The following is a 24644-nucleotide window of genomic DNA, read 5'->3' on the forward strand; positions in this document are numbered from 1 at the left end:
ACACACCCCTGTCCAGCCGCGTCCGGCTCGCAAGGGCCGAAAGGATGACTACGCTGAGGCAAGGGACGAGGCAAACCAGCGGGAACACCGTTTCGCGTGGCAAGACGTGGTTCCCGCACGAGCAGGGAAAGTGGGAGCACAAGCCCGTGTCCGTAGACGACATCACCCGCCTGACCACGGCAAACGTTCCGGCCGACTGGACGGACCTCGACAAGCGGGCGGTGGACACGATCCGCGTGCTCGCCGCCGAGGCCGTGCAGAACGCCGGCAACGGCCACCCCGGCACCGCGATGAGCCTCGCGCCGCTGGCCTACACGCTGTTCCAGCGGACCATGCGGCACGACCCCGCGGACGCCGACTGGGTCGGCCGGGACCGGTTCGTGCTGTCGGCTGGCCACTCCAGCCTGACGCTGTACCTGCAGCTGTTCATGTCCGGGTACGGGCTGGAGATCGAGGACATCGAGCAGCTGCGCAAGTGGGGCTCCAAGACCCCCGGCCACCCCGAGCACGGCCACACCCGCGGTGTGGAGATCACCACAGGCCCGCTGGGCCAGGGCCTGGCTTCCGCGGTCGGCATGGCGATGGCCGCCCGCCGCGAGCGCGGCCTGTTCGACCCGGACGCCGCGCCGGGTGAGAGCCCGTTCGACCACCAGATCTACGTGATCGCCTCCGACGGTGACATCGAGGAGGGCGTGACCTCCGAGGCGTCGTCGCTCGCCGGGACCCAGCAGCTGGGCAACCTGACGGTGATCTACGACGACAACAAGATCTCCATCGAGGACGACACCGCGATCGCCCTGTCGGAGGACACCGCCAAGCGCTACGAGGCCTACGGCTGGCACGTCCAGGTCGTGGAGAGCGGCGAGAACGTCACCGGCATCATCGAGGCGCTGGACGCCGCCAAGGCCGAGACCGGCCGCCCGTCGTTCATCCTGCTCCGCACGATCATCGGTTTCCCCGCCCCGACCAAGCAGAACACCGGCAAGGCGCACGGCGCCGCGCTGGGTGACGACGAGGTCGCCGAGGTCAAGAAGATCCTCGGCTTCGACCCGGCGAAGAAGTTCGTGGTCGAGCCGGAGGTGCTGGCCCACGCGCGCGAGGTCGTCAAGCGCGGCGAGCAGGCCAAGGCCGAGTGGCAGCCGAAGTTCGACGCGTGGGCGAAGGCCAACCCGGAGCGCAAGGAGCTGTTCGACCGGCTGGTGGCCCGCCAGCTCCCCGACGGCTGGGACGCCAAGCTGCCGAGCTGGGAGCCGGACGCGAAGGGCATCGCCACCCGCAAGGCATCCAACGAGGTGCTCAACGCGGTCGCCGACGTGCTGCCCGAGCTGTGGGGCGGCTCGGCCGACCTGGCCGAGAGCAACAACACCACGATGAAGGGCGCGGACTCGTTCGGCCCGACCTCGATCGCCACCAAGGAGTGGAACGCCACGCCGTACGGCCGTACGTTGCACTTCGGCGTGCGCGAGCACGCGATGGGGTCGATCCTCAACGGCATCGCGCTGCACGGCCCGACCCGCCCGTACGGCGGCACCTTCCTGGTGTTCAGCGACTACATGCGGCCCGCGGTCCGGCTCGGTTCGCTGATGAAGTCCCCGGTGATCTACGTGTGGACGCACGACTCGATCGGTCTCGGCGAGGACGGCCCGACACACCAGCCGATCGAGCACCTCGCCGCGCTGCGCGCGATCCCCGGTCTGACCGTCGCCCGCCCGGGTGACGCCAACGAGACGGCGGCCGTCTGGAAGGCGGCGATCGAGCGGCCGAACGGCCCGATCGGGATCGCGCTGACCAGGCAGAACCTGCCGGTGCTCGAAGGCACCGACGCCGAGGGTGTCGCCAGGGGCGGTTACGTGCTTGCCGACGCCTCGAACGGGGACCCCAAGGTGGTGCTCATCGCCACGGGCTCGGAGCTGCAGATGGCGGCCGAGGCCAGGAAGGTTCTCGAGGCCGACGGCGTTGCCACGCGTGTGGTCTCGATGCCGAGTGTGGAGTGGTTCGACGCGCAGGACCAGGCGTACCGCGACCAGGTCATCCCGCCGTCGGTCCGCGCTCGTGTGTCCGTCGAGGCAGGCATCGCGCAGCCGTGGTACCGCTTCATCGGCGACGCCGGTGAAGCGATCTCGATCGAGCACTACGGCGCGTCCGCCGACTACCAGACTTTGTTCCGCGAGTTCGGTTTCACGACCGAGGCCGTTGTCGACGCGGCACGGCGCTCGCTGCAGCGAGTGGAGGAAGGCAAGTGAGCAACAACAACCTGACCGCACTGTCCGGCGCGGGTGTCTCCATCTGGCTGGACGACCTGTCCAGGGACCGGCTCAACACCGGCAACCTGGCCGACCTCATCCGTGACTGGAACGTCGTGGGGGTCACGACCAACCCGACGATCTTCGCCGGTGCGCTGAGCAAGGGTGAGGCGTACGACGAGCAGGTGCGTGAGCTCGCCGCCCGTGGGGCCGACGTGGACGCGACCGTCCGCGAGATCACCACCACCGACGTGCGCAACGCGTGCGACCTGTTCCGCGACGTCTTCACCGCCTCCGGCGGCGTGGACGGCCGGGTGTCGATCGAGGTCGACCCGCGGCTGGCGCACGACGCCGAGCGGACCGCCGCCGAGGCGCAGGACCTGTGGAAGGCCGTCGACCGGCCGAACCTGCTGATCAAGATCCCGGCGACGCAGGACGGCCTGCCCGCGATCACCCGGACGCTGGCCGAGGGCATCAGCGTCAACGTGACGCTGATCTTCTCGCTGGAGCGCTACGAGGCGGTGATGGAGGCCTTCATCGACGGCGTCGAGCAGGCCAAGGCCAACGGGCACGACATCTCGCGGCTCCACTCGGTGGCCTCGTTCTTCGTGTCCCGCGTGGACAGCGAGATCGACAAGCGGCTCGACGCGCTGGGCACCGACGAGGCCAAAGCGCTGCGCGGACAGGCCGCGATCGCCAACGCGCGGCTCGCCTACGCCGCCTACGAGCGGATCTTCGCCACCGATCGCTGGAAGGCGCTGGCGGACGCGGGCGGCAACGCACAGCGTCCACTGTGGGCGTCCACCGGCGTGAAGGACCCGTCCTACTCGGACACCAGGTACGTCGACGAGCTGGTCGTGGCCAACACCGTCAACACGATGCCGGAGAAGACCCTGCAGGCCGTGGCCGATCACGGCAAGATCGACGGCGACAAGGTCACCGGCACCGAGGAGCAGGCGCAGGAGGTGTTCGACGCGCTCACCGAGGCGGGCGTCAACCTCGATGACGTGTTCCTCGTGCTCGAGTCCGAGGGCGTCGAGAAGTTCGAGAAGTCCTGGACCGAGCTGCTGGAGACCGTTTCGGGCCAACTCGACAAAGCAAAGGGCTGAGATTCCCCGATGATCGAGATCTCCGTCGACATCGTCGACGACAAGCTCGCGGAGGAGACCGCGACGCTGGTCGAGACGCTGGTGGCCGACAAGGTCGCCAGCCGGATCGCCGCACAGGACGCGACGCTGTGGGGCGCCGACGCCCAGTCCGAGGCGGCCATCCGCCTCGGCTGGACCGCGTTGCACGAGACGTCCCGGCCGTTGCTCGCGGAGATCGACGCACTGCGCGCCGACCTGCACTCCGAGGGCGTCGACCGGGTCGTGCTCGCCGGGATGGGCGGCTCGTCACTCGCGCCCGAGGTGATCACCGCGACCGCGGGCGTGCCCCTGGTCGTGCTGGACACCACCGACCCGGCTCAGGTCGCCGACGCGCTGGCCGGTGACCTGACCAGGACCGTGCTGGTCGTGTCGTCGAAGTCCGGCGGCACGGTCGAGACCGACAGCCACCGCCGGATCTTCGAGAAGGCCTTCGCCGCGCAGGGCATCGACGCCGCGTCCCGGATCGTCGTCGTCACCGACCCCGGTTCGCCGTTCGAGAAGCTGGCGGGTGAGGCCGGGTACCGCAAGGTGTTCCTGGCCGACCCGAACGTGGGCGGCCGGTACTCCGCGCTGACCGCGTTCGGCCTGGTGCCGTCCGGTCTCGCCGGTGCGGACATCGCGACGCTGCTGGACGAGGCAGCCGCCGCGGCCTCGGTGCTGTCCAAGGACGAGGACACCAACGCCGGGCTGGCGCTGGGCGCCGCGCTGGGCGTGCGGCACTCGGAAGGCGCCGAGAAGGTCGTCTTCGCCAACACCGACACGAGCGTGAAGGGCTTCCCCGACTGGGTGGAGCAGCTGATCGCCGAGTCGACCGGCAAGCAGGGCACGGGGTTGCTCCCGGTGGCCACGGAAGGCACCGACGCACCCGGCTTCGCCGACGCCGGTGACGACGCCACCGCGACCGCGATCGGCACCCCGGGCGGCGTGGCCCGCATCTCCACGTCCGGCTCCCTCGGCGGCCTGTTCCTGTTGTGGGAGTACGCCACCGCGATCGCCGGGCGGCTGCTGGGCATCAACCCGTTCGACCAGCCGGACGTGGAGGCCGCCAAGAAGGCCGCCCGTGCGCTGCTCGACCAGCCGCAGGGCTCCGGCCACGACGAGAAGCCGTCCCTTGTGGACGGACCGGTGGAGGTGTACGGCCACTTCGAGGGCGGTTCGCTGCCCGAGGTGCTGCGGTCCTTCGTGGCCTCGGTGCCCGCGGCGGGCTACATCTCGGTGCAGGCGTACCTGGACCGGCTGGACGACGCGTCGGCCGCGCTGCTGCGGCCGGAACTGGCCAGGCGCACCGGTTTCCAGACCACCTTCGGCTGGGGGCCGCGGTTCCTGCACTCGACCGGGCAGTACCACAAGGGCGGCCACCAGAACGGGGTCTTCCTGCAGATCACCGGTGCGGTCGACGACGACCTCGAAGTGCCCGACCGGCCGTACACGCTGGGCGTGTTGCAGCGGGCGCAGGCGTTGGGCGACGGCCAGGTGCTCAAGGAGCACGGTCGTCCGGTGCTGCGGCTGCACCTGACCGACCGGGCAGCGGGCCTTGCCCACCTGGTGAAAGCCGTGCAGGAGGTGCAGAAACCGTGACTACATGGCAGAACCCGCTCCGCGACGAGCGGGACAAGCGGCTGCCGAGGATCGCCGGGCCGTGCGGCCTGGTGATCTTCGGGGTCACCGGTGACCTGTCGCGCAAGAAGCTGATGCCCGCGATCTACGACCTGGCCAACCGCGGCCTGCTGCCGCCGGGCTTCGCGCTGACCGGGTTCGCCCGCCGCGACTGGGAGAACGAGGACTTCGCCCAGGTCGTCTACGACGCGGTCAAGGAGCACGCGCGGACCCCGTTCCGCCAGGAGGTCTGGGACCGGCTGGCCGAGGGCATCCGGTTCGTGCAGGGCACGTTCGACGACGACGAGGCGTTCGACCGGCTCGCCCAGACCGTCCGCGAACTGGACGAGGAACGCGGCACCGGTGGCAACCACGCGTTCTACCTGTCCATCCCGCCCGCCGCGTTCCCCGTGGTGTGCAAGCAGCTCGCCCGCTCCGGACTGGCCAACCAGGACGGTGAGAGCTGGCGGCGCGTCGTGATCGAGAAGCCGTTCGGGCACGACCTGGAGAGCGCGCGCGAGCTCAACGGGATCGTCAACGAGGTCTTCCCCGAGGAGTCGGTGTTCCGCATCGACCACTACCTCGGCAAGGAGACCGTGCAGAACATCCTGGCGCTGCGGTTCGCCAACCAGCTGTACGAGCCCATCTGGAACGCCAACTACGTCGACCACGTGCAGATCACCATGGCCGAGGACATCGGTCTCGGTGGCCGCGCTGGGTACTACGACGGCATCGGCGCGGCGCGGGACGTCATCCAGAACCACCTGTTGCAGCTGATGGCGTTCACCACGATCGAGGACCCGGTGTCGTTCTCGCCGCAGTCGCTGCGGACCGAGCGGATCAAGGTCCTGTCGGCGACCAAGCCGGCGGAGCCGTTCGGCGAGACGACCGCGCGCGGGCAGTACACCGGTGGCTGGCAGGGCGGCAAGAAGGTGCCCGGCCTGCTGGAGGAGGAAGGCTTCCCGCCGGACTCCACGACCGAGACGTTCGCCGCGATCACGCTCGAGGTGAACACCCGCCGCTGGGCCGGTGTGCCGTTCTACCTGCGGACCGGCAAGCGGCTCGGCCGCAGGGTGACCGAGATCGCGGTGATGTTCAAGCGGGCGCCGCACCTGCCGTTCGACCAGACGTCGACCGAGGAGCTCGGGCAGAACGCGGTCGTCATCCGGATCCAGCCCGACGAGGGCATCACCATCCGGTTCGGCTCGAAGGTGCCGGGCACGACGATGGAGGTCCGCGACGTCACGATGGACTTCAGCTACGGCCGGGCGTTCACCGAGTCGTCGCCGGAGGCCTACGAGCGGCTGATCCTGGACGTGCTGCTCGGCGAGCCGTCGCTGTTCCCGGTGGCCGGTGAGATCGAGCGGTCGTGGGAGATCCTCGACCCGATCCTGGATTTCTGGACCAAGCAGGGCAAGCCGGACCCGTACGCGCCGGGCGAGTGGGGCCCGCCGTCGGCGGAGAAGATGCTGGGCCGCACCGGCCGCACGTGGAGGCACCCGTGATCATCGACATGCCGACGACGAACACGGCGAAGGTGAACGCCAAGATCGTCGAACTGCGCCAGCAGGGCGGCGCGGTCGCGCTGGGCCGCGTGCTGACCCTGGTGATCGTCACCGACGACGGCGAGAAGACCGAGGAAGCCATCGAGGCGGCCAACGAGGCCAGCCGCGAGCACCCCTGCCGCGTGATCGTGGTGGCGCGGGGCGCGCGGGAGGCCGCGGCACGGCTGGACGCGCAGATCCGCGTCGGCGGCGACGCGGGTGCGTCCGAGGTGGTCGTCCTGCGGCTCTACGGCGAACTGGTGGAGCACGGGGACACGTGCGTGATCCCGTTGCTGCTGCCGGACGCGCCGGTGGTGGCGTGGTGGCCGTTCGAGTCGCCGGACAAGCCGTCGGAGGACCGGATCGGTCAGCTGGCGCACCGCAGGATCACCGACGCGGCGACCGACAAGGACCCGGTGCGGGCGCTTGCCTGCCGTCGGTCGTCCTATTCGGACGGTGACACGGATCTGGCGTGGACGCGGCTGACCCAGTGGCGCGCTTACCTGGCCGCGGCACTGGACCTGCCGCCGTACGAGGAGATCACCGGCGCCACGGTGTCCGGTGAGGCGGACTCGCCGTCGACGGACCTGCTGGCCGGGTGGCTGGCGGCGTACCTGAAGATCCCCGTCCGCAGGCTGCCGCCGCAGCGCAACGCGCCCGGGATCAACTCCGTCGTCCTGGAACGGAAGTCCGGTCCGGTCGAGCTGTCCAGGCTCGACGGCAAGGTCGGCACCCTGCGTCAGCCGGGCCAGCCCGACCGCCGCGTGGCGCTCGCGCGCCGCAACGTGAAGGACTGCCTGGTGGAGGAGTTGCGCAGGCTCGACCCCGACGAGATCTACGAGGCCACGCTCGAAGGCCTCACCCAGGTCGAGGCGGACGCGCCGGAAGGCGCTCCGGCCTAGGAGATCGCATATCAGCCGGTGGGGTTCTCGCCCCACCGGCTTTGTGTTGCCCGCTTGGCCTGGGCGGCCCGCTCCCGCTGCCGCGCGGCCGTCGGCACGAAGACGAACGCGAGAGCCAACGACATCAGGACCAGCAGGGGTCCGCCCAGCAAGGAAACCTCGCCACGGGCCACGATGGCGAGGACTGTCGAGGTCCCGCCCAGTGCGAACATCAGTCCGGCCGCGACCCGCATGAGCGTGGGTGAGAAAGGTATGGCGAGTGTCGCGTCGACCAGTTCGGTCAACGGGCGCGCGAGTTCCGGGTCGTCCATCGCCTCCCCGCTGCGCATGGTGCGGGTGACGTGTCTGCGTTGGACTCGGTCAAGTCCCTTGAGCGGCCTGGGTTCCCACCCGGGCCGCATGAACACCGCCATCCCGACGCCGAAGAACACGCCGCCGACGACAGCGACCCACAGGTTGTCGTCAAAGAAGGCCATCATCACGCCGAACAACACGGCACTGAACAGTCCCAACCCGACAACACGCGCCATCGTCACTCCTTTCTGGGAGGACTACCCCAGAAACGGATCAGGCTCGCGCGTCGGACGCGAATTGCTCCGAACGCACCAACCCGGTTGGCTACGACTTGACCGGGCCGTTGCCCCAGCCCCACCGGTTCTCCGTCGCCCGCATGGACTGCTCGGCACGTGCTTTCCGCCTGCTGTCAGCGACGAAGGACAGCAGCAAGGCGGCAAGGACGGCGATCGGTGCCAGATCCAGCCAGTCGAAGGCCCCTTCGCCCAAGGAACCCAGCAGCACGAGAACCGCGCCACAGGCGACGAACGCGAAGGCCACGATCCGCCACACCCGCATCGAGGCGTGCCACCGCAGGACCGCCGACGCGTACGTCACCAACGGGTTCGCGAGTTCGAGGTTGTCCGCCGCGTCCCCGCGCTGGACAGCTCGGACGACACGTTTGCGCTGGTCCGCGTCGAGTCCCGTGAGCGCAGTGGCAGGCGGACTGAACGAGGTGGTCCAACGCGGCAAAACTATCCTCCTGACGAACCCCACCAGCGGAAATCCGCCGGTCACGATCGACAAGCATAGTCAGGCCGATCGCCGTGAGCGAACGGCGGAATTGTTCGTCGATCTACGTAGTTGAGCGAGTCAGACTCAATCTTCTTCGTAGAGGGTGTGACAGCCGTGAGCGAGACGTTGAACCTCCCCGTTCTGCCGCTGGATGACGTCGTCGTGCTGCCAGGGATGGTCGTGCCGATCCGGCTTTCCGAGGCCGACGCGCGGGCCGCCATCGACGCGGCGCAGGCCGCGGGCCAGTCGAAGATCCTGCTGGTCCCGAAGCTGGGACGGGAAGTACGCCAAGGCGGGCACGGTCGGCGAGATCGAACAGATCGGCCGCCTGCCCGGCGGGCAGAAGGCCGCCGTCATCCGCGGCATCTCCCGTGCCCGGATCGGTGCCGCCACCAGCGGCCCCGGCGCGGCACTGTGGGTCGAGGCCACCGAACTCGACGACGTCGTCGACGAGCGGGCGCGTGAGCTCGCCAAGGAGTACAAGAACCTGACCACCGCGATCCTGCAGCGCCGGGGCGCGTGGCAGGTCGTCGACCAGGTGCAGCAGGTGAGCGATCCGGCACAGCTGGCCGACCTGGCCGGGTACGCGCCGTACCTCACCGAGGAGCAGAAGCTGTGGCTGCTGGAGACGGCGGACGTCACCGAGCGGCTGGCCCAGCTCGTCACGTGGGCGCAGGAGCACATCGCCGAGCTCGACGTCGCCGAGACGATCAACAAGGACGTCAAGGAAGGCGTCGAGAAGCAGCAGCGCGAGTTCCTGCTGCGCCAGCAGCTCGCCGCGATCCGCAAGGAACTGGCCGAACTGGACGGCAAGCCCGCGTCCGAGGAGCAGGACTACCGCGCCCGCGTCGAGGAGGCGGACCTGCCGGAGCACGTCGCGAAGGCGGCGCTCGCCGAGGTCGACAAGTTGGAGCGCACCTCGGAGCAGTCACCCGAGGTCGGCTGGATCCGCACGTGGCTGGACACGGTCCTGGACATGCCTTGGAACAACCGCACCGAGGACAGCTACGACATCAAGGGCGCGCGGGCGGTGCTCGACGCCGACCACGCGGGCCTGGACGACGTGAAGGAACGCATCGTCGAGTACTTGGCGGTTCGCCGCCGCCGCGCTGACCGCGGCCTCGGCGTCGTCGGTGGACGGCGCAGCGGCGCGGTGCTCGCGCTGGTCGGGCCGCCCGGCGTCGGCAAGACGTCACTGGGTGAGTCCGTCGCACGGGCGATGGGACGCGAGTTCGTCCGGGTCGCGCTGGGCGGTGTCCGCGACGAGGCCGAGATCCGGGGCCACCGCCGGACGTACGTCGGCGCGCAGTCCGGCCGGATCGTGCGTGCCATCAAGGAAGCCGGTTCGATGAACCCGGTCGTGCTGCTCGACGAGATCGACAAGGTCGGCGCGGACTACCGCGGCGATCCGACCGCCGCGCTGCTGGAAGTGCTCGACCCGGCGCAGAACCACACGTTCCGCGACCACTACCTGGAAGTCGAGCTCGACCTGTCCGACGTGGTGTTCCTGGCGACGGCCAACGTGCTGGAGTCCATTCCCGGCCCGTTGCTCGACCGGATGGAGCTGGTGCAGCTCGACGGCTACACCGAGGACGAGAAGGTCGTCATCGCCCGTGACCACCTGCTGCCGCGTCAGCTTGACCGGGCGGGCCTGACCACCGACGACGCGAAGTTCGACGACGAGGCGTTGCGGTTGCTGGCTGCCGAGTACACCCGCGAGGCCGGTGTCCGCCAGCTGGAGCGGGCGATCGCCCGGGTGCTGCGCAAGGTGACCACCAAGCTGGCGCTCGGCGAGGACCCCACCTCCGTCCACATCGGACCGGCGGATGTCCGGGAGTACCTCGGCAGCCCGAAGCACAAGCCGGAGTCCGGCGAACGCACCTCGGTGCCCGGTGTGGCAACGGGTCTCGCGGTCACCGGGATCGGCGGGGACGTGCTGTTCGTCGAGGCTTCACTGGCGGACAAGGAAACCGGGCACACCGGCGTGACGTTGACCGGGCAACTGGGCGACGTCATGAAGGAGTCGGCGCAGATCGCGCTGTCGTACCTGCGGTCGCGCGGCGCCGAACTCGAACTGCCGGTCGGTGATCTGTCGGAGCGCAACATCCACATCCACGTTCCGGCCGGCGCGGTTCCGAAGGACGGTCCGAGCGCGGGTGTCACGATGACGACCGCGTTGGCGTCGCTGCTGTCGGGCCGCCCGGTGCGCTCGGAGGTCGCGATGACCGGCGAGGTGTCGCTGACCGGCCGGGTGCTGCCGATCGGTGGCGTGAAGCAGAAGCTGCTCGCCGCCCACCGCGCCGGGCTGACCACGGTCCTGCTGCCCAAGCGCAACGAGCCGGACCTGGAGGACGTGCCGGAGACCGTGCTGAAGGAGCTGACCGTGCACCTGGTCAGCGACGTCCGCGAAGTGCTGGACCTGGCGCTGGAACCGGCCACGTCCACGGCCGCGATCGCCGCCTGACCAGCAGGAAAACCAGCCACCCGCGTCACGTGCGCGGGTGGCTTTCCACTACCCTTTGCCTGTAACCCCAGACAGGGGTACAAATGGGGGTATGCCGAAAATCAACGTCTACGTCCCTGACGAACTCGCGGACGCGATCAAGGCGGCCAGCCTGCCGGTGTCCGCGATCTGCCAGCGCGCGCTGGAGCAGTCGGTGCGGCGGGTCAGCGCGATCCGCGCGATGACGCTGGACGACGTCGCCGATTTACAGCTTTCCCAGTTCACCGAACGGATGCGCACCGTGATCCGGCTCGGCATCGCGCGGTCGAGCGGCGCCGATGCCGTCGGCACCGAGCACCTGCTGCACGGCATGCTCAGCGAGGGCAGCAATCTGGCTTTGCAGGTCCTGCGGGCGATGGAGATCGACCCCCTGCTTGTGGAGCGAGCGCTGGCCGCGCACTTACCCGCCGCCGAGGGTCCGCGGGCGAAGCAGTTCAGCGGTCCGGCCGCGAACGCGCTGGAGCTGACCGTGACCGAGGCGCTCGCGTTGGGCCACAACTACGTGGGCTGCGAGCACCTGTTGCTCGGCCTGTTGAGCGAACCGGCCGGAATCGCGGGAGACGTCTTACGCGAGGTGGGCGTGGACCTGCGTTCCGCGCGGAAGACGGTCGTCGCCGCGCTCACGGGGTACGTCCATCTGCGTGCACAGGCCGGAATGGATCCGATCGTGGCCGCCATCCGCCAGGAGTTGAAGCCGGTCATCGAACGGATCGAACGCCTGGAAAACCGTCCGGACGCCTGATGGTCCGAGTCATCGTGCTCGTGATTGTGCTGGCATTCCTGTTAGGAGCTTTGGTGTGAGGCGTGTGCTGCTGATCACGACTGGCGACATGATGGCGTACTTGAGCGACCCGCCTGGTGTCGCGACAGGTGCACAGCTGGTGCGAGGTGTCGCCGATGTGCCGGGCGCGGAGGTCACGGTCGAGGACGTGATGGCCGAACCCAGCTGGGACACGTCACCCGCCACGATGCTGGCCATCGCCCGCCGAGCTCGGTCGGCGCTGACCGAGGGTTTCAACGGTGTGGTGGTCACGCACGGCGTCGACACGTTGGAGGAGACCGCATTTCTCACCGAACTCGTCGTCGGTCAGGTGCGTGGCGCCGTCGTGTTCACGGGCGCGACAGCGTGCTTCGACGAACCCGGCAGCGACGGCCCCGGCAATCTGGGCAACGCGATCACCGCCGCCGCTGATCCGAGCGTGGACAGCACGGTCGTGTGTTTCGGGGGCGAGCTCCATGCCGCGAGATGGGCGCGATTAACGACCGCGACGGCGTTCGAGTCGAGTCCGGTTCTCGGTTACGTCAGCCGCGGTGAGGGTGTCCGCACTGTCGCCGCTCCCCCGCGTCGCACGCCGGACATCGACGGTGTGCCGGAAACCGACGTGGCGCTGATCAAGGCATATCCGGGCATGCCGCCGTCGCTGCTGACCACGGTGACGGACGCGGGAGCACGCGGGATCGTGGTGGAAGGCACGGGTTCGGGCAACGTCCCGGTCGAGCTGTTCATCCCGATCAGTGAGCTGACCGAGTGGGGAGTCCCCGTGGTCATCGCCTCGCGGGCAAGGACGACCGGCATGACCAGCCTGGCCGGGAAGGTCGGGGCGATCAGCGCGAACGGTCTCAGCCCGGCGCACGCCCGGATCGCGTTGATGGCCGCGCTGGCAGACGGTGGCGCGGGCAAGAACCCGGTGGACTCGGCACGCGAGTGGTTCGGTCACCTGGTTGGATAGCGCCATGACAGCACCTCAGGTCGTGGTCCTCGCCGATTCGGACCTGCTCGCCAAGGCGGCAGCGGCACGTCTGGTGACCGCGATCATCGACGCCCAGGCCGCCACCGGATCGGCGTCCGTCGTGCTGACCGGCGGCCGGACGGGAACAGCGGTGCTCGCGCAGGTGCTGGCCGTGCCCGCGGAGAACGCGGTCGACTGGTCCCGCGTGGATTTCTACTGGGGTGACGAACGATTCCTGCCCGCCGGGCACCCGGACCGCAACGAAACCCAGGCACGGGAGGCGTTCCTGAACCACCTGCCGATCGACCCGGCACGCGTGCACGTGATGGAACCGTCGGACGGGAAGTTCGGCGACGACCCGGACGCGGCCGCCGAGGCATACGCGCAACTGCTGGCCACGAAAGCCCGTGACGGCGAAGCCGTGCCCGCGTTCGACGTGTGTCTGCTCGGTGTCGGCGAGGAGGGGCACACCGCCTCGATCTTCCCGGACTCCCCCGCCGTCCACGAGGCGGACCGGACGGTCGCGGCTGTCCGTGACTGCCCGAAACCGCCACCCACGCGTGTGTCCCTGACGCTGCCCGCGATCCGCCGCTCCCGCGAGGTCTGGCTGCTGACCGGCGGCGAGGGCAAGGCGGACGCAGTGGGCCAGGCACTCGGCGGCGCGGCGGAGACCGACATCCCGGCTGGCGGGGCGCGCGGGCAGGTGCGCACGCTGTGGCTGCTGGACGCGGCGGCGGCCACGCAGGTCCCGGGTGCGCCCCAGGCCTGAATTTCGCCAACCGGGCCGAATCCGGTCGGCGCGACCGGCAAGGTTGGCCCATGGCGACCGAACTCGATCCGCAGCGTCTCCTCCTCGTTCGCGAGCTGACCAAGCACGTGATGCCGTGGGTGGTGGCCAAGGCTTTCGACACCGATGAGATCCAGAGCGTCGTCGAGTACGACGACACCACCACGCAGGACCAGTTGGGGGTCGCGGCGCGGGAAGCCAGGAACGCCGTGGTCACGGCGGGCACGCGAGCCTGTGCCGGGCCGCACGGTGCCCACGCGCTGACGCGGCGAATCCCTTTGCGGCCTGTGCATATCCGGGCACAGGCCAGTCTCGGTGACCTAGCTTCGAGGCGTGGCCGAGGACTCAGGCATTCGTGAGCTCGCCGGTCGGTACCGGCTGATCACGCCGCTGGGACGGCGGGTGATGCGCGGGTGGGATCTGCACCTGCGCCAAGTCGTCGCGGTCCGGCTGTTCGGTCAGCAGGACGAGCCGGATCTCGTGGTGGAACGGGCGGGCGCGTTGACGGACTTGGCGCACCCCGGCCTTGTCCGTGTGCTCGACGCCGGTGTCACCGACGACGGTGAACCGTTCGTGGTTCAGGAGTTCATCGCCGGGACGACGCTCAAGGCCCGACTGGCCGGCGGGGCGTTGGACGCGGACGCCGTCACCGGGATCGGGTCCGCGATCGGCCGGGCGTTGGCGTACGCGCACTCGCAGGGTGTGGCGCACCGCGACATCCGCCCCGGCAGCGTCCTGCTCGGTCCGGGGATGGAGCCGTATCTCACCAACGTCGGCATCTCGACGGGCACGGACGTCTCCTATCTCGCACCGGAGCAGGTCAACGGCGACGACCCGACGATGGCGTCCGATGTGTACTCGTTCGGTCTCGTCCTGCTCGAATCGCTGACCGGGCGCACGGAGTACCCCGGCGACGGCAGGACGACAGCGCTCGCCCGGTTGAGCCGCGTGCCGATCATCGACCCGGATCTGCCGCACGCCGCGGCCTTGCGTGCCATGGTGTGCACGCTGCCGAACGAGCGGCCCGACGCGGCCACCTGCGTGGACTTGTTGCGTGGTTCGTCGGCGAAGTCGCGTGTTCAGACGCGGACGGTTCTCGTCGCGGCTGTCGCTGCCGCGATTGTCGCGACCGGGATCACGATCGTGCTGAACCTGCCGAAGCAGCGGCCTCAGCCACTGGTGGAGCCCCGGGTCGTACCGCGGCAGGCAACCAGTGTGACGGCCACACCACCGGAAACACCACCCACCATCACCGAGATCGTCGACCGGCCGGTGGACCGCACCGCCGAGCGGGTCGTGGACCAGACGGCACGGCGGCCACCAGCCGTCGTACAAGGAGTCCGCGACCAACCGGACGTCCTGCTCCCACCGCCCGACCCGCCGACCACAGCGGTGTCCACGACGACGTCAGACGCCGTGCTGCCGTGGGAGCCGTTCGCCCATCCGAGGTCCCCGAAGCACCACAAGCCCTGGAAGTCCCCTCCCCCGCGCGGGCACGGGGAAGAGGACCCGGAAGGGTGATTCAGCGCAGGCCGTTGCGGCGCGCCACCGCGATCAGCACGTCGGGGTCGTCCGAGATGATGCCCGTGACGCCGAGGTCGATCACCCGCTGGATGGTCGTCTCGTCGTTCACCGTGTACGGCACGACCTTCAGGTCGTACTTGGACTCCAGCTCACGCGCGCCGGGCCCGAAGTAGTACTTCGGGTCGGTGCGCAGGTACCAGTCGTCCGAGGTGACCTTGGTCTGCTCGGGGTCGTGCACCTGCCAGTTCGCCGACACCGTCGACGCTCCCGCGGCCCGCACGAGCTTGCCGAGGTCGCGGTAGCGCCACCAGTCCAGGCCACCGGTCCACGGGCTCTTCACCGCAGGGTCGCCGTACGCGGCCATCAGTGAGCACTCGTCGGCGACGGTCTTGCACTCGTCCGGCCCGTACTGCCAGATCAGCGCCACCGTCTCGATGCGCGGGTCGATCGCCCGCGACAACCGGATGGTGCGCCAGTCGAACGACTGGATCGTGGAGCGGCGGGCCATCCCGGCCTTCTCGATCGCACCGACCAGTTGCAGGGTGAACTGCCAGTACGGCGCGGTGTCGTTGGCCGTCGGGCTGATCTTGGTCTCGATGTTGACCCGGATGTCGGTCCGGCCGCTGCGCTCGACCAAGTCGAACACCTCGGCCAGCGTCGGGATGCGCTGACCGGGCACGGCGACCTGCTTGGGGAACTCCGGCAGCGTCTTGCTGCCGCAGTCGATCGTCTTGATCTGCGCCAGGGTCAACTGACGGATCTGCTTGCCGACGTACGGGAACTCCGGGTCACCCGGCTTCACCGGTGCGGTGTCCACGCAGTGCGAGCCGTTGACGGTCCGGTCGTGGATCACCACGAGCTGGTTGTCCTGCGTCACGCCCGTGTCCAGTTCCAGCGTGGACACCTCAGGCAGGCCAAGCGAGTACTGGAAGGACGCCAGCGTGTTCTCCGGGCGGACCGCACGGCCGCCGCGGTGTGCCTGCACGTCGAACGGCGACGCGTACGCACGCGGCAGTTTGAAGCCGCGCTGCTTCATCAGGTCACGCAGGCGGTCCGGGTAGTCGGTGATGATGCCGTCCACGCCGTCGTCGATCAGCTTGGCCATCGTCGGCACGTCGTCGACGGTCCACGGGATGACCTTGATGCCGTTGCGGTGTGCCTGGCGGACCATGTCCTTGGTGACGTACGGCTTGTAGTCCGGGTCGGTCACCTTGCCCGCCTGGGGGAATCCGTGCACCGGGGAGAAGGCGTCCGCCTTGAAGGACTTGATCGCGGCGATCGGGTCGGCGCCGAAGTCGTCGATGTCGATCCCGCCGAGCCACGGCGACTTGCCGGGCTTGCCGGTCTGGAGGAAGTCGTAGTTGGTCAACGCCACGATGGGCAGTTCCGGGGCGACCTGGCGCATGCGCATCAAGGCGCCCCAGTCGAAGCTCTGGATGCTGACCCGGCGGGCGAACCCGGCCTGGCGGATCTCCCGCGCGGCCACCTGCACGAACTGCTCGCGCGGCGCGGTCTCGTTCGGCGCGCCCGCCTCGACCTTGGTCTCGATGTTCAGCTTGACGCCGTCCGCGCGGTAGCGCTTGACCAGGTCGAAGACCTCACGCAGCAGCGGCATCCGCGAGCCGGGCGACAGCACCGCGCCCGGGTGCTCCGGCAGCTTGCGTGAGCCGCAGTCGAGGGTCCTGACCTGGGCGAGGGTCAGCGTGTTGAGGTACTTCCCGACGTACGGGAACTCCGGGTCTGCCGGTACTGCCGGGCCGGTGTCGACGCACTTGCGGCCGTCGATCCGGCGGTCGTGGGTGACGACGGCCTGGCCGTCCTCGGTGATCTGCAGGTCGAGCTCGAGCGTGCTGACGCCGAGCCGGATGGCGTTGCCGAACGAGCTGAGCGTGCTCTCCGACCGCAGGCCGAGCCCGCCCCGGTGTGCCTGTAAGTCGAAGTCGCCCCGCCAACGTTCGGCCTGTGCTGGAGCCGCCAGCAGGCCCGTGATCAGGGCGATCGCGGTTCCTGTGACGACTGTCGTCGGCCAGATGCTTCTCATGGGCGCGGATGCTCGCAGCCGGAAGCGAACGAACTTGAACCATTCACTGAACTTTTCGCCGGTCTACACCGAAAGGCGGTGTTCCGGGCAACCTCTTACCAGGTTGGCTGTCAACCCGTAAAGGGTTCACATGCACATTGGAGCAACCCGTGTCCTTACGTCAACGGGCCGCAGTCTTACCCCTGTTTCTGCTGGTAGGCCTGGCCACCCCGGCAATGGCCGCGCCGGTGGTCGACCTGCCCGATTCCTACTCGACACTGTCCGCTGTCGATCCGGCGAAGCGGATCGAGACCTCGCGGACGACCCGGCCGGTCGCCCCGGGCGTGACGCTCAGCTCGTTCGACTGGTACGAACCAGGCGACGCGGGCGGGTGGGTTCGCGGCGACTCACTCACGGTCGACCTCGGCGCGGGCACCACCGTCGACTACGTCGACCCCGGCCTGGTCACCAAGGCGGAGCCGCTGTCGGCCCAGGCGGGCGCCAAGCGCGCGGTCGCCGCGGTGAACGGCGACTTCTTCGACATCAACAACTCCAACGCCCCCGAAGGCGCGGCGATCAAGTCCGGTTCGCTGGTCAAGTCGCCGAACTCCGGCCACAACCGCGCGTTCGGGATCGACGCCGCGGGCATCGGCCGGGTCATGGAGGTCTTCTTCGACGGCACGCTCACCACGCCCGCGGGCCCGACCAAGCTGACACACCTCAACAGCGCGAGGATCGACGCGGGCGGCATCGGCGTGTTCAACCCGGTCTGGGGCACGTACTCCCGCGGCCGCGGCACCCAGGGCGCCACGAAGACCGCCGAGGTGATCGTGCAGAACGACACCGTCACGCAGGTCCGGCCGACACCCGGCGCGGATCCGTTGCCCGCCAACGGTTATGCCCTCGTCGGACGTGAGGCGGGAGCGGACACTCTCACCGCGCTGAAGCCCGGCGACAAGGTCAAGGTGCAGTACTCCTCGCGCACGAGCGACGGCAGCACCCCCAAGGCGCTGGTCGGCGGCAACCAACTGCTGATCCGTGACGGCCGGATCGTCGCCCCCGACGACCCGCTGCACCCGCGCACCGCGGTCGGTTTCTCCGCTGACGGCAAGAAGATGTTCCTGCTGACCGTCGACGGCAGGCAGGCGCCGTACCTGCTCGGCCTCAACCTCAAGGACCTCGCCGCCATCATGAAGGAAATGGGCGCCTACAACGCGCTCAACCTCGACGGCGGCGGTTCGTCGACGATGCTCGCGCGTGAACCGGGCACCACGGAACTCGACGTGGAGAACAAGCCGTCGGACGGCGCCGAACGCCCCGTGCCGAACGGGCTCGCGTTGTACGCGCCCGCGGGCAGCGGGAAGCTCACCGGTTTCTGGGTGGCCACGGCCAGCGACCGGGAGAAAGCACCCGGCACCGACCCGATTCCCGGTGGTCGTCCCGACCGCGTGTTCCCGGGCCTGACCCGCACGCTGATCGCGCACGGCCACGACGAGACCTACGGCCCCGCGCAGGGTTCGCACACGTGGCACGCGAGCGGCGGCGGCTGGATCGGCAGCGACGGCGTCTTCCACGCCACGACCAAGGGCACCGCGAAGGTCTCCGCCCGCAACGGACGGATCTCCGGCGAGACGGCGTTGACCGTCCTCGGACCGCTCACCCGGCTCACGCCGACCACCTCGCGGCTCAGCCTCACCGGCCAGGGCGCGACGGGCCAGGCGGGCATCGTCGGCTACGACGACGAAGGGTTCACCGCACCGATCGAGCCATCCGACCTGAAGCTGGACTACGACAAGTCGTTGCTGGAGATCACCCCCACCGCGGACGGCGCGCTGCGGTTCAAGGGGCTCAAGCCACTCGGCTCCGCGGTGGTCACGGTCACCGCCGGCCAGCAGGTCACCAGGATCCCGGTCACCGTCGGCCTCGAAGAGCGCACCTTCGCCACCTTCGACGACGGTGCCAAGTGGACCTTCGGCTCGGCGCGCGGCACCGGCTCGGTCGCCCCTGTCCCCAACGGACACACGGGCGCCGGGTTGAAGCTGGCGTACGACTTCACGTTGTCGACCGGAACCCGCACCGCGTACGCGAACGCGCCGCAGCCGATCAAGATCCCCGGCCAGCCGCTCGCGTTAGGCGCGTGGGTGTACGGCAACGGCAAGGGCGAGTGGACGGCGTTCACGGTGGTCGACGGCCAGGGCCAGTCCCGGTCGCTCTACGGCCCGTACATCACGTGGACCGGCTGGAAGTACATGGAGGTCGCGGTCCCGTCCGAGATGGCGTTCCCGTTGACGGTCACCAGGTTCTACACCATCGAGACCAAGGCAGACCGGCAGTACACCGGCGAGGTGCTGATCGACGACTTCGTCGCCAAGGTGCCGCCGGACGTGCGGATCCCGGCGGAGACCACGGTGCCCGACCGGCTCGTGGTGCAGGACGGGACGGTCGGCGGCAGGCCGTGGCGGTTCGCGGTGATGTCCGACGCTCAGTTCGTCGCCCGCAACCCCGACAGCGACCTGGTCAAGGCCGCCCGCCGGACCCTGCGGGAGATCAAGGCGCAGAAGCCGGACTTCCTGGTGATCAACGGCGACTTCGTCGACGAGGCCGCACCGGCGGATCTTCAGCTGGCGCACCGGATTCTCAACGAGGAACTCGGCAACGAGCTTAAGTGGTACTACGTGCCGGGCAACCACGAGATCATGGGACCGGGCACGATCGAGAACTTCCGCCGCGAGTTCGGCACCACGAACCAGACCTTCGACCACAAGGGCACCCGGTTCGTGCTGCTCGACTCGTCGACCGGCACGATCCGCGGCGGCGGGTTCGACCAGACCGCGATGCTCCGCAAGGCACTCGACTCCGCCAAGGCGGACAAGTCGGTGCGTTCGGTGGTGGTGATGGAACACCACCCGCCGCGCGATCCCACCCCGGCCAAGGGCAGCCAGCTGTCCGACCGGCTGGAAGCCTCGATGCTGGAGCAGTGGCTCGGCGCGTTCCGGCACGAGACCGGCAAGGGCGCCGCGTTCGTCGGCGGGCACGTCGGCGTGTTCCACGCGTCCCGTGTGGACGGTGTGCCGTACCTGATCAACGGCAACTCCGGCAAGGCACCGAGCGACGGCACGACGTCGGGCGGGTTCACCGGCTGGAGCCTGCTCGGCGTGGACAACAGGCGCGGCGGCGACTGGCTGGCCGCCGAGATCCGGCCGCACGTCGACTCGTTGGCCATCACCGCGCCCGCGACGTTGGCCTGGGGCCAGACCGGCAAGGTGTCGGCCACGCTGACGCAGGGTTCCCGCACGGTGCCGGTGTCGTACCCGGTGAGCTACGACTGGTCCGGGTCGCTCAACCTGCTGGTCGGCGACTGGAACGAGTGGCGGCCGTGGCACGTGGCCCGGCTCGACCCGAAGACGGGCGAGCTGACCGCGTTGTGGCCGGGCACTTTCACCGTCGCGGTGACGGTGAACGGCGTGACGCAGCGGTCGACCGTCCAGGTTGCGTTGCGCGCCGCCTCCTGACGCATTTTGAGGCAACCAATGTGGCCTTCGTTGCGGAAAACGCAACGAAGGCCACATTGGTTGCACTAGTCGAGTGGGAACTCGGCGCCGAGGACGCGCAGCATCGCCGTGGCCTTCACGACGGTCTCGTCGAACTCGGCGCCGGGGTCCGACGGGTCGATGATCGCCCCGCCCACGCCGAACTCCGCTTCGCCCTGCCGCACGACGAGAGTTCGGATCACGATGGACAGGTCGACGTGGCCGGACAACGAGAAGTAGCCCAGCGCCCCGGAGTACACGCCGCGGGGGCCCCGCTCCAGCTCGTCGATGATCTCCATCGTGCGGATCTTCGGCGCACCGGTCATCGAGCCGCCGGGGAACGCCGACTGGACACAGTGGACCGGTGACGTGCCGGGCGCGAGGGTGGCACGGATCGTGCTGACGAGCTGGTGCACGGTCGCGTAGGTCTCCACCTCGAAGATCGCGGGCACGTGCACCGATCCGACGACCGCGCACCGGCCGAGGTCGTTGCGGACCAGGTCGACGATCATCAGGTTCTCGGCGCGGTCCTTCTCGTTGCCTGCCAGGTCCTCGCGCAGCGCGCGGTCCTCGGCCGGTGTCGCACCGCGTGGCCGGGTTCCCTTGATCGGCCGGGATTCCACGGCACCGTCCTGGTCGATCCGCAGGAACCGCTCGGGGGACGAGCTCAGCACCGCCATGTCGCCGAGCCTGAGGTAGGCGCCGTAGGGCGCAGGGCTCTGGCCTCGCAGCAATCGATAGGCGTGCCACGGATCGATGTCCGCGCGCGCCGAGACCATGTTGGTCAGGCACACCTCGTAGGTCTCGCCCTGGCGGATCGCGTCCTGGCAGTGTTCGATCATCGCCACGTACGCGTCCCGGCTGTGCCTGGCCCAGACTTTCGCCGACTGGACCGGCCGGGCCGGTTCGGGCTCCGGTAACGCGGCGAGCAGGGCTGCGGTCTCGGTGATCCAGTCCCGGTCGGCCGACACCAGGTAGGTTTCGCCCAGCACGTGGTCGAACACGATCGTGCGGTCCACGTACATCATCACCGCGTCCGGGTCGGCGGATTCGTACGCCCGCGCGCCGCCGCACTCGGCTTTCAGCTCGTAGCCGAGATAGCCGACCCAGCCGCCGGTGAACCCGAACGGCACGTCCGGCACGTCGACCCGGATCCGCAGCGCGTCAGCGAGCCAGGCGAAGAAACCGGGCGGCAACACCCCCGTTCCGTCCAGCTCGATGCGGTCCGGCCACGCCCGCACGACCCGGCTGGCCGCGCCCATGAACGAGAACCGCCCACGGGATGCGCTGTCCAACCAGAACGCGTAGGGGGCGTCGCGGTACAGCGCGTCGAAGACCGCTTCGGCCGGTAACTCGGCCCCGAGCCGGGTGACCTCGATCTCGGTGACCGCGATGTTCATCCGGTCATTGTTCAACACCCTCGGGAACCAGCAGCTGTGATGCCGCCAACTCCCGGTAGAGCGGTGACGCGGCGAGCAGTTGCTCGTGTGTGCCCGCGGCCGCGACACGGCCGCGTTCGAGCACGACGATCCGGTCGGCGGACACCACGGTCGACAGGCGGTGTGCGATGAGCAGCACGGTGCAGCGGGCGGCGGCTTGGTCGATCGCCTCGCGTAACGCGACCTCGTTGCGTGCGTCGAGTTGCGAGGTTGCCTCGTCCATCAACAGCACCTGCGGGCGTCGGAGCAAGGCTCGGGCGATCGCGAGGCGTTGGCGTTCGCCACCGGACAGCGCCACGCCGCGTGTACCGACCATCGTGTTCAGACCATCGGGCAGGCGCTCCACGAGGTCCGACAGCCGGGTCGCGCGCAGCACGTCCTCCAGTTCCTCGTCGGTGGCGTCCGGGGCCGCGTACCGCAGATTGCTCTCCAGCGTGCCGGACATCGCGGGTGCGTCCTGTTCGACGTAGCCGATCCGGCGGCGGACCTCGGCGCGTGTCAGCTTCGCGATGTCTGTGCCGTCCACCGTGATCATGCCGCTCTCCGGCTCGTAGAACCGCTGGAGCAACGCGAACAACGTGGTCTTCCCCGCGCCCGACGGGCCGACGATCGCGGTCCGCCCACCGGCTGGCGCCTCGAACGACACGCCGTCCAGCGCCGCCGAACGGCCCGCGTACTGGAACTTCACGGTGTGCACCGCGATCCCGGGCGCCGCGCTCGCGACTGTCGTGACGGGCGCGTCGACGTCGGTCTCGATGGCCATGTCCTCGACTTCCTTGATGCGCTTCACCGCACCGAGGCCCTGCTGCAACGTGGTGACGCCCTGAACCAGCTCGGACAGCGGCTCGGTCATGTAGAAGACCGTCAGCAGGAACGCGATCAGCGTCGAGAGCTCCAGCGAACCGGTGGCCGCCCACGCCCCGCCCGCGCCGAGCACCAGCAGGAACGGCACCGAGAACGCCAGGTTCGTGATGCCGCCGACGAGCGCGTTGTACCTCGCGCCCGCGAACCCGGCGTGCATCGCCTCGCGCGCGGAGTCGGTGATCGCCGCTTCCTCCCGCGCCTCCGCACCGCTGGCCTTGACGGTGCGCGCCGCCCCCAGCGCGCGATCCAGGCCGGCGCCGACCTCACCGACCGCCTCCTGCGCCCGGGTGATCACCCGGCGGATCTTGGGCAGCAGCACGCCGATGGTCAGGCCGACCAGTGCCAGCGACCCGAGCGTGAGGCCGGACAGCCGGGGGTCCAGCGTGAACATCACGATGACCGAGCCGATCCCGCCGGCGGCGCCCTTGACGATGCTGATCAGCGCCTGGGTGGTGGCGCTTTGCAGCAGCGTGCTGTCGGACGTCACCCGCGAGGTCAGGTCGCCGGGCGCGGCCGCGTCCAGGTCCGGCACGCGCAGCCGCAGCAACCGGCCGATCAACTGGCCGCGGACCGAGAACACCACCTTCTCGGCGGTCCGGTCCAGCAGGAACGTGTACACGCCCGCGAGCAGGGATCCGACGACGACCAGGACCGCCAGCGTCGACACCGGGCCGCCGAGCGACGAACCGTCCGCGAGCGCGTCCACCACCGACTTGGTGGCCAGCGGTTGCGCCAGGTTCGCCGCGGCCGACGCGAGCGCGATCACCAGGCCGACAGTCAGCGCGATCCAATGGTCCTTGGCATACCCCAGTAGCGTCCGCACACCCGAATGGTTCACGTCCGGTATGTGCATTGCCATCCGTTTACAGGATGACCACGAAGTACTACTTCGGTCAGCGGTCGCTGCGGGTATAACGGCCGCACCCCGGCGTCGCACTGTGTCGTCCGTCGTCTGGTCGAACGGCCCTGTTCGCGCGATTGCGCCATTCGGCGGTCGGCGCCGTACCCCGGTCGCGGGCCGGGTGGCCGACAGCCGGAGGGTTCGCTCCGCCCCTCGCCGCCGTACTCGCCTATCCTGGGGGTGGGTCTCGCCCCGCACCAGGCCCGCTCCGTCACCGAGAGTCACCGACCGGGCCGGTCCCGGCGCTCCGCCGGACGATCTCCCCGGTCACCGCGCCATTGCCTGCTATCGATTGCAGGTGCAGCAATGGGGTACCGGTCTGATTCGTCGGGGACATCGTGTGGTCCGCACCGGCCGTGATTTGCCCGCCGCGTTCTCGCGGCACCAAATCGCGCTCCAGGTGGGCCAGTGTGCTCAGCCGGTTGTCGTACCCGCCTGGCCGATCTCGTGGCCCAGCGGGTGTCGACAAGCGCCCGAAAGGGTGAGGAGCGGCATACGTCGCACAACGCGCGCTACCGACGTTCGTCCATGAAGAATGTGCGTTTGCACATTCCTTGCCGACCGGGCGTCCGCGTTCGAGGATCGGACTGTCTTAACAGGGTGACGGAGGGCGTACACCCCACTCCCTTTCGTCAGAGAGGCCGAGCCACATGCCACGACAAAGACACCGGCCGGCCGAGGAGCATGGCGGGGCCACAAGCCCGAGCGATGTTCCCCGGCAGCGAGACGGCTCCCCCACCGGGTCAACGGCGACCGGGGACAGCCAGCCATTGCCGAGTTATGAGGACACGCAGGCCAAGCCAAGGGGTTCCACGGTGGTCACGCACACTTTGACAGCCGGGCAC

General features: G+C 69.3%; 16 protein-coding genes and 2 pseudogenes. 12 read left to right on the top strand and 6 right to left on the bottom strand.

From position 1 onward, the window contains the following. Window positions 1–44: 44 nt before the first annotated feature. The 5 genes from tkt to opcA are packed head-to-tail and all read left to right on the top strand — an operon-like array spanning window position 45 to window position 7433. Entirely contained in the window at window positions 45–2243 is a 2199-nt protein-coding gene (gene tkt, locus ALI144C_RS39295; protein WP_202819162.1) for a transketolase, read from the top strand. Beyond that, window positions 2240–3352 (top strand): transaldolase, encoded by a 1113-nt coding sequence (gene tal / locus ALI144C_RS39300; protein WP_076992309.1) that lies wholly within the window; start codon window positions 2240–2242, stop codon window positions 3350–3352. Before tkt ends, tal begins: the two co-directional genes overlap by 4 nt. Window positions 3353–3361: 9 nt before the next feature. After that, window positions 3362–4969: a glucose-6-phosphate isomerase gene (locus ALI144C_RS39305; RefSeq protein WP_076992310.1), complete on the top strand. Its 1608-nt coding sequence runs from the start codon at window positions 3362–3364 to the stop codon at window positions 4967–4969. Next, window positions 4966–6492, top strand: coding sequence for a glucose-6-phosphate dehydrogenase (gene zwf / locus ALI144C_RS39310; protein WP_076992311.1), 1527 nt, complete (start codon window positions 4966–4968; stop codon window positions 6490–6492). The genes ALI144C_RS39305 and zwf overlap by 4 nt, the downstream gene beginning before the upstream one ends. Beyond that, window positions 6489–7433 (top strand): glucose-6-phosphate dehydrogenase assembly protein OpcA, encoded by a 945-nt coding sequence (opcA, locus tag ALI144C_RS39315; RefSeq protein ID WP_076992794.1) that lies wholly within the window; start codon window positions 6489–6491, stop codon window positions 7431–7433. Before zwf ends, opcA begins: the two co-directional genes overlap by 4 nt. Window positions 7434–7444: 11 nt before the next feature. On the opposite strand, the gene ALI144C_RS39320 is transcribed toward opcA, so the two are convergent. Then, window positions 7445–7963, bottom strand: a complete 519-nt coding sequence (locus tag ALI144C_RS39320) for a hypothetical protein (protein ID WP_076992312.1) — start codon at window positions 7961–7963, stop codon at window positions 7445–7447. Window positions 7964–8051: 88 nt separating this feature from the next. After that, on the bottom strand, window positions 8052–8459 hold the full coding sequence (locus ALI144C_RS39325; protein ID WP_076992313.1) for a hypothetical protein: 408 nt from the start codon (window positions 8457–8459) through the stop codon (window positions 8052–8054). A gap of 156 nt (window positions 8460–8615) precedes the next feature. Here ALI144C_RS39325 and lon point away from each other — a divergent pair. The 6 genes and pseudogenes from lon (at window position 8616) to ALI144C_RS39355 (ending at window position 15042) form a co-directional block, all read left to right on the top strand. Continuing rightward, window positions 8616–10965 (top strand): annotated as a pseudogene (gene lon / locus ALI144C_RS39330) (endopeptidase La). A 91-nt stretch (window positions 10966–11056) separates the two neighbouring features. Then, window positions 11057–11746 (top strand): Clp protease N-terminal domain-containing protein, encoded by a 690-nt coding sequence (locus ALI144C_RS39335; RefSeq protein ID WP_076992314.1) that lies wholly within the window; start codon window positions 11057–11059, stop codon window positions 11744–11746. Window positions 11747–11801: 55 nt separating this feature from the next. Beyond that, window positions 11802–12734: an asparaginase gene (locus ALI144C_RS39340; protein ID WP_076992315.1), complete on the top strand. Its 933-nt coding sequence runs from the start codon at window positions 11802–11804 to the stop codon at window positions 12732–12734. A 4-nt stretch (window positions 12735–12738) separates the two neighbouring features. Continuing rightward, a complete protein-coding gene (pgl, locus tag ALI144C_RS39345) occupies window positions 12739–13503 on the top strand; it encodes a 6-phosphogluconolactonase (protein ID WP_076992316.1) in 765 nt (254 codons plus the stop codon). Between the two features lie 50 nt (window positions 13504–13553). Continuing rightward, on the top strand, window positions 13554–13880 hold the full coding sequence (locus ALI144C_RS39350; protein ID WP_076992317.1) for a hypothetical protein: 327 nt from the start codon (window positions 13554–13556) through the stop codon (window positions 13878–13880). Further along, window positions 13855–15042 (top strand): serine/threonine-protein kinase, encoded by a 1188-nt coding sequence (locus ALI144C_RS39355; RefSeq protein ID WP_076992318.1) that lies wholly within the window; start codon window positions 13855–13857, stop codon window positions 15040–15042. Before ALI144C_RS39350 ends, ALI144C_RS39355 begins: the two co-directional genes overlap by 26 nt. A 1-nt stretch (window position 15043) precedes the next feature. On the opposite strand, the gene ALI144C_RS58065 is transcribed toward ALI144C_RS39355, so the two are convergent. Next, on the bottom strand, window positions 15044–16030 hold the full coding sequence (locus ALI144C_RS58065; RefSeq protein WP_237774568.1) for a glycerophosphodiester phosphodiesterase family protein: 987 nt from the start codon (window positions 16028–16030) through the stop codon (window positions 15044–15046). Between the two features lie 15 nt (window positions 16031–16045). Continuing rightward, window positions 16046–17086 (bottom strand): annotated as a pseudogene (locus tag ALI144C_RS58070) (glycerophosphodiester phosphodiesterase family protein); the annotation flags it as partial. A 149-nt stretch (window positions 17087–17235) separates the two neighbouring features. Here ALI144C_RS58070 and ALI144C_RS39370 point away from each other — a divergent pair. Continuing rightward, window positions 17236–20577: a phosphodiester glycosidase family protein gene (locus ALI144C_RS39370; protein ID WP_076992319.1), complete on the top strand. Its 3342-nt coding sequence runs from the start codon at window positions 17236–17238 to the stop codon at window positions 20575–20577. A 65-nt stretch (window positions 20578–20642) separates the two neighbouring features. On the opposite strand, the gene pabB is transcribed toward ALI144C_RS39370, so the two are convergent. Both pabB and ALI144C_RS39380 read right to left on the bottom strand, forming a co-directional pair. Continuing rightward, complete coding sequence (gene pabB / locus ALI144C_RS39375; protein ID WP_076992320.1) at window positions 20643–21995, bottom strand: aminodeoxychorismate synthase component I; 1353 nt, start codon at window positions 21993–21995, stop codon at window positions 20643–20645. A gap of 4 nt (window positions 21996–21999) precedes the next feature. Then, window positions 22000–23757, bottom strand: a complete 1758-nt coding sequence (locus tag ALI144C_RS39380; protein WP_143231138.1) for an ABC transporter ATP-binding protein — start codon at window positions 23755–23757, stop codon at window positions 22000–22002. Window positions 23758–24644 lie beyond the last annotated feature (887 nt).

Origin of the sequence: Actinosynnema sp. ALI-1.44, assembly GCF_001984155.1 — a bacterium.
Taxonomy (GTDB): domain Bacteria; phylum Actinomycetota; class Actinomycetes; order Mycobacteriales; family Pseudonocardiaceae; genus Kibdelosporangium.

Excerpts from the sequence above, each read along its gene's own strand:
- ALI144C_RS39380 (WP_143231138.1), bottom strand. The coding sequence starts at position 23,757 with ATGGCAATGCACATACCGGACGTGAACCATTCGGGTGTGCGGACGCTA.
- ALI144C_RS39350 (WP_076992317.1), top strand. The coding sequence starts at position 13,554 with ATGGCGACCGAACTCGATCCGCAGCGTCTCCTCCTCGTTCGCGAGCTG.
- ALI144C_RS39320 (WP_076992312.1), bottom strand. The coding sequence starts at position 7,963 with ATGGCGCGTGTTGTCGGGTTGGGACTGTTCAGTGCCGTGTTGTTCGGC.
- ALI144C_RS39335 (WP_076992314.1), top strand. The coding sequence starts at position 11,057 with ATGCCGAAAATCAACGTCTACGTCCCTGACGAACTCGCGGACGCGATC.
- pabB (WP_076992320.1), bottom strand. The coding sequence starts at position 21,995 with ATGAACATCGCGGTCACCGAGATCGAGGTCACCCGGCTCGGGGCCGAG.
- tkt (WP_202819162.1), top strand. The coding sequence starts at position 45 with ATGACTACGCTGAGGCAAGGGACGAGGCAAACCAGCGGGAACACCGTT.
- ALI144C_RS39305 (WP_076992310.1), top strand. The coding sequence starts at position 3,362 with ATGATCGAGATCTCCGTCGACATCGTCGACGACAAGCTCGCGGAGGAG.
- pgl (WP_076992316.1), top strand. The coding sequence starts at position 12,739 with ATGACAGCACCTCAGGTCGTGGTCCTCGCCGATTCGGACCTGCTCGCC.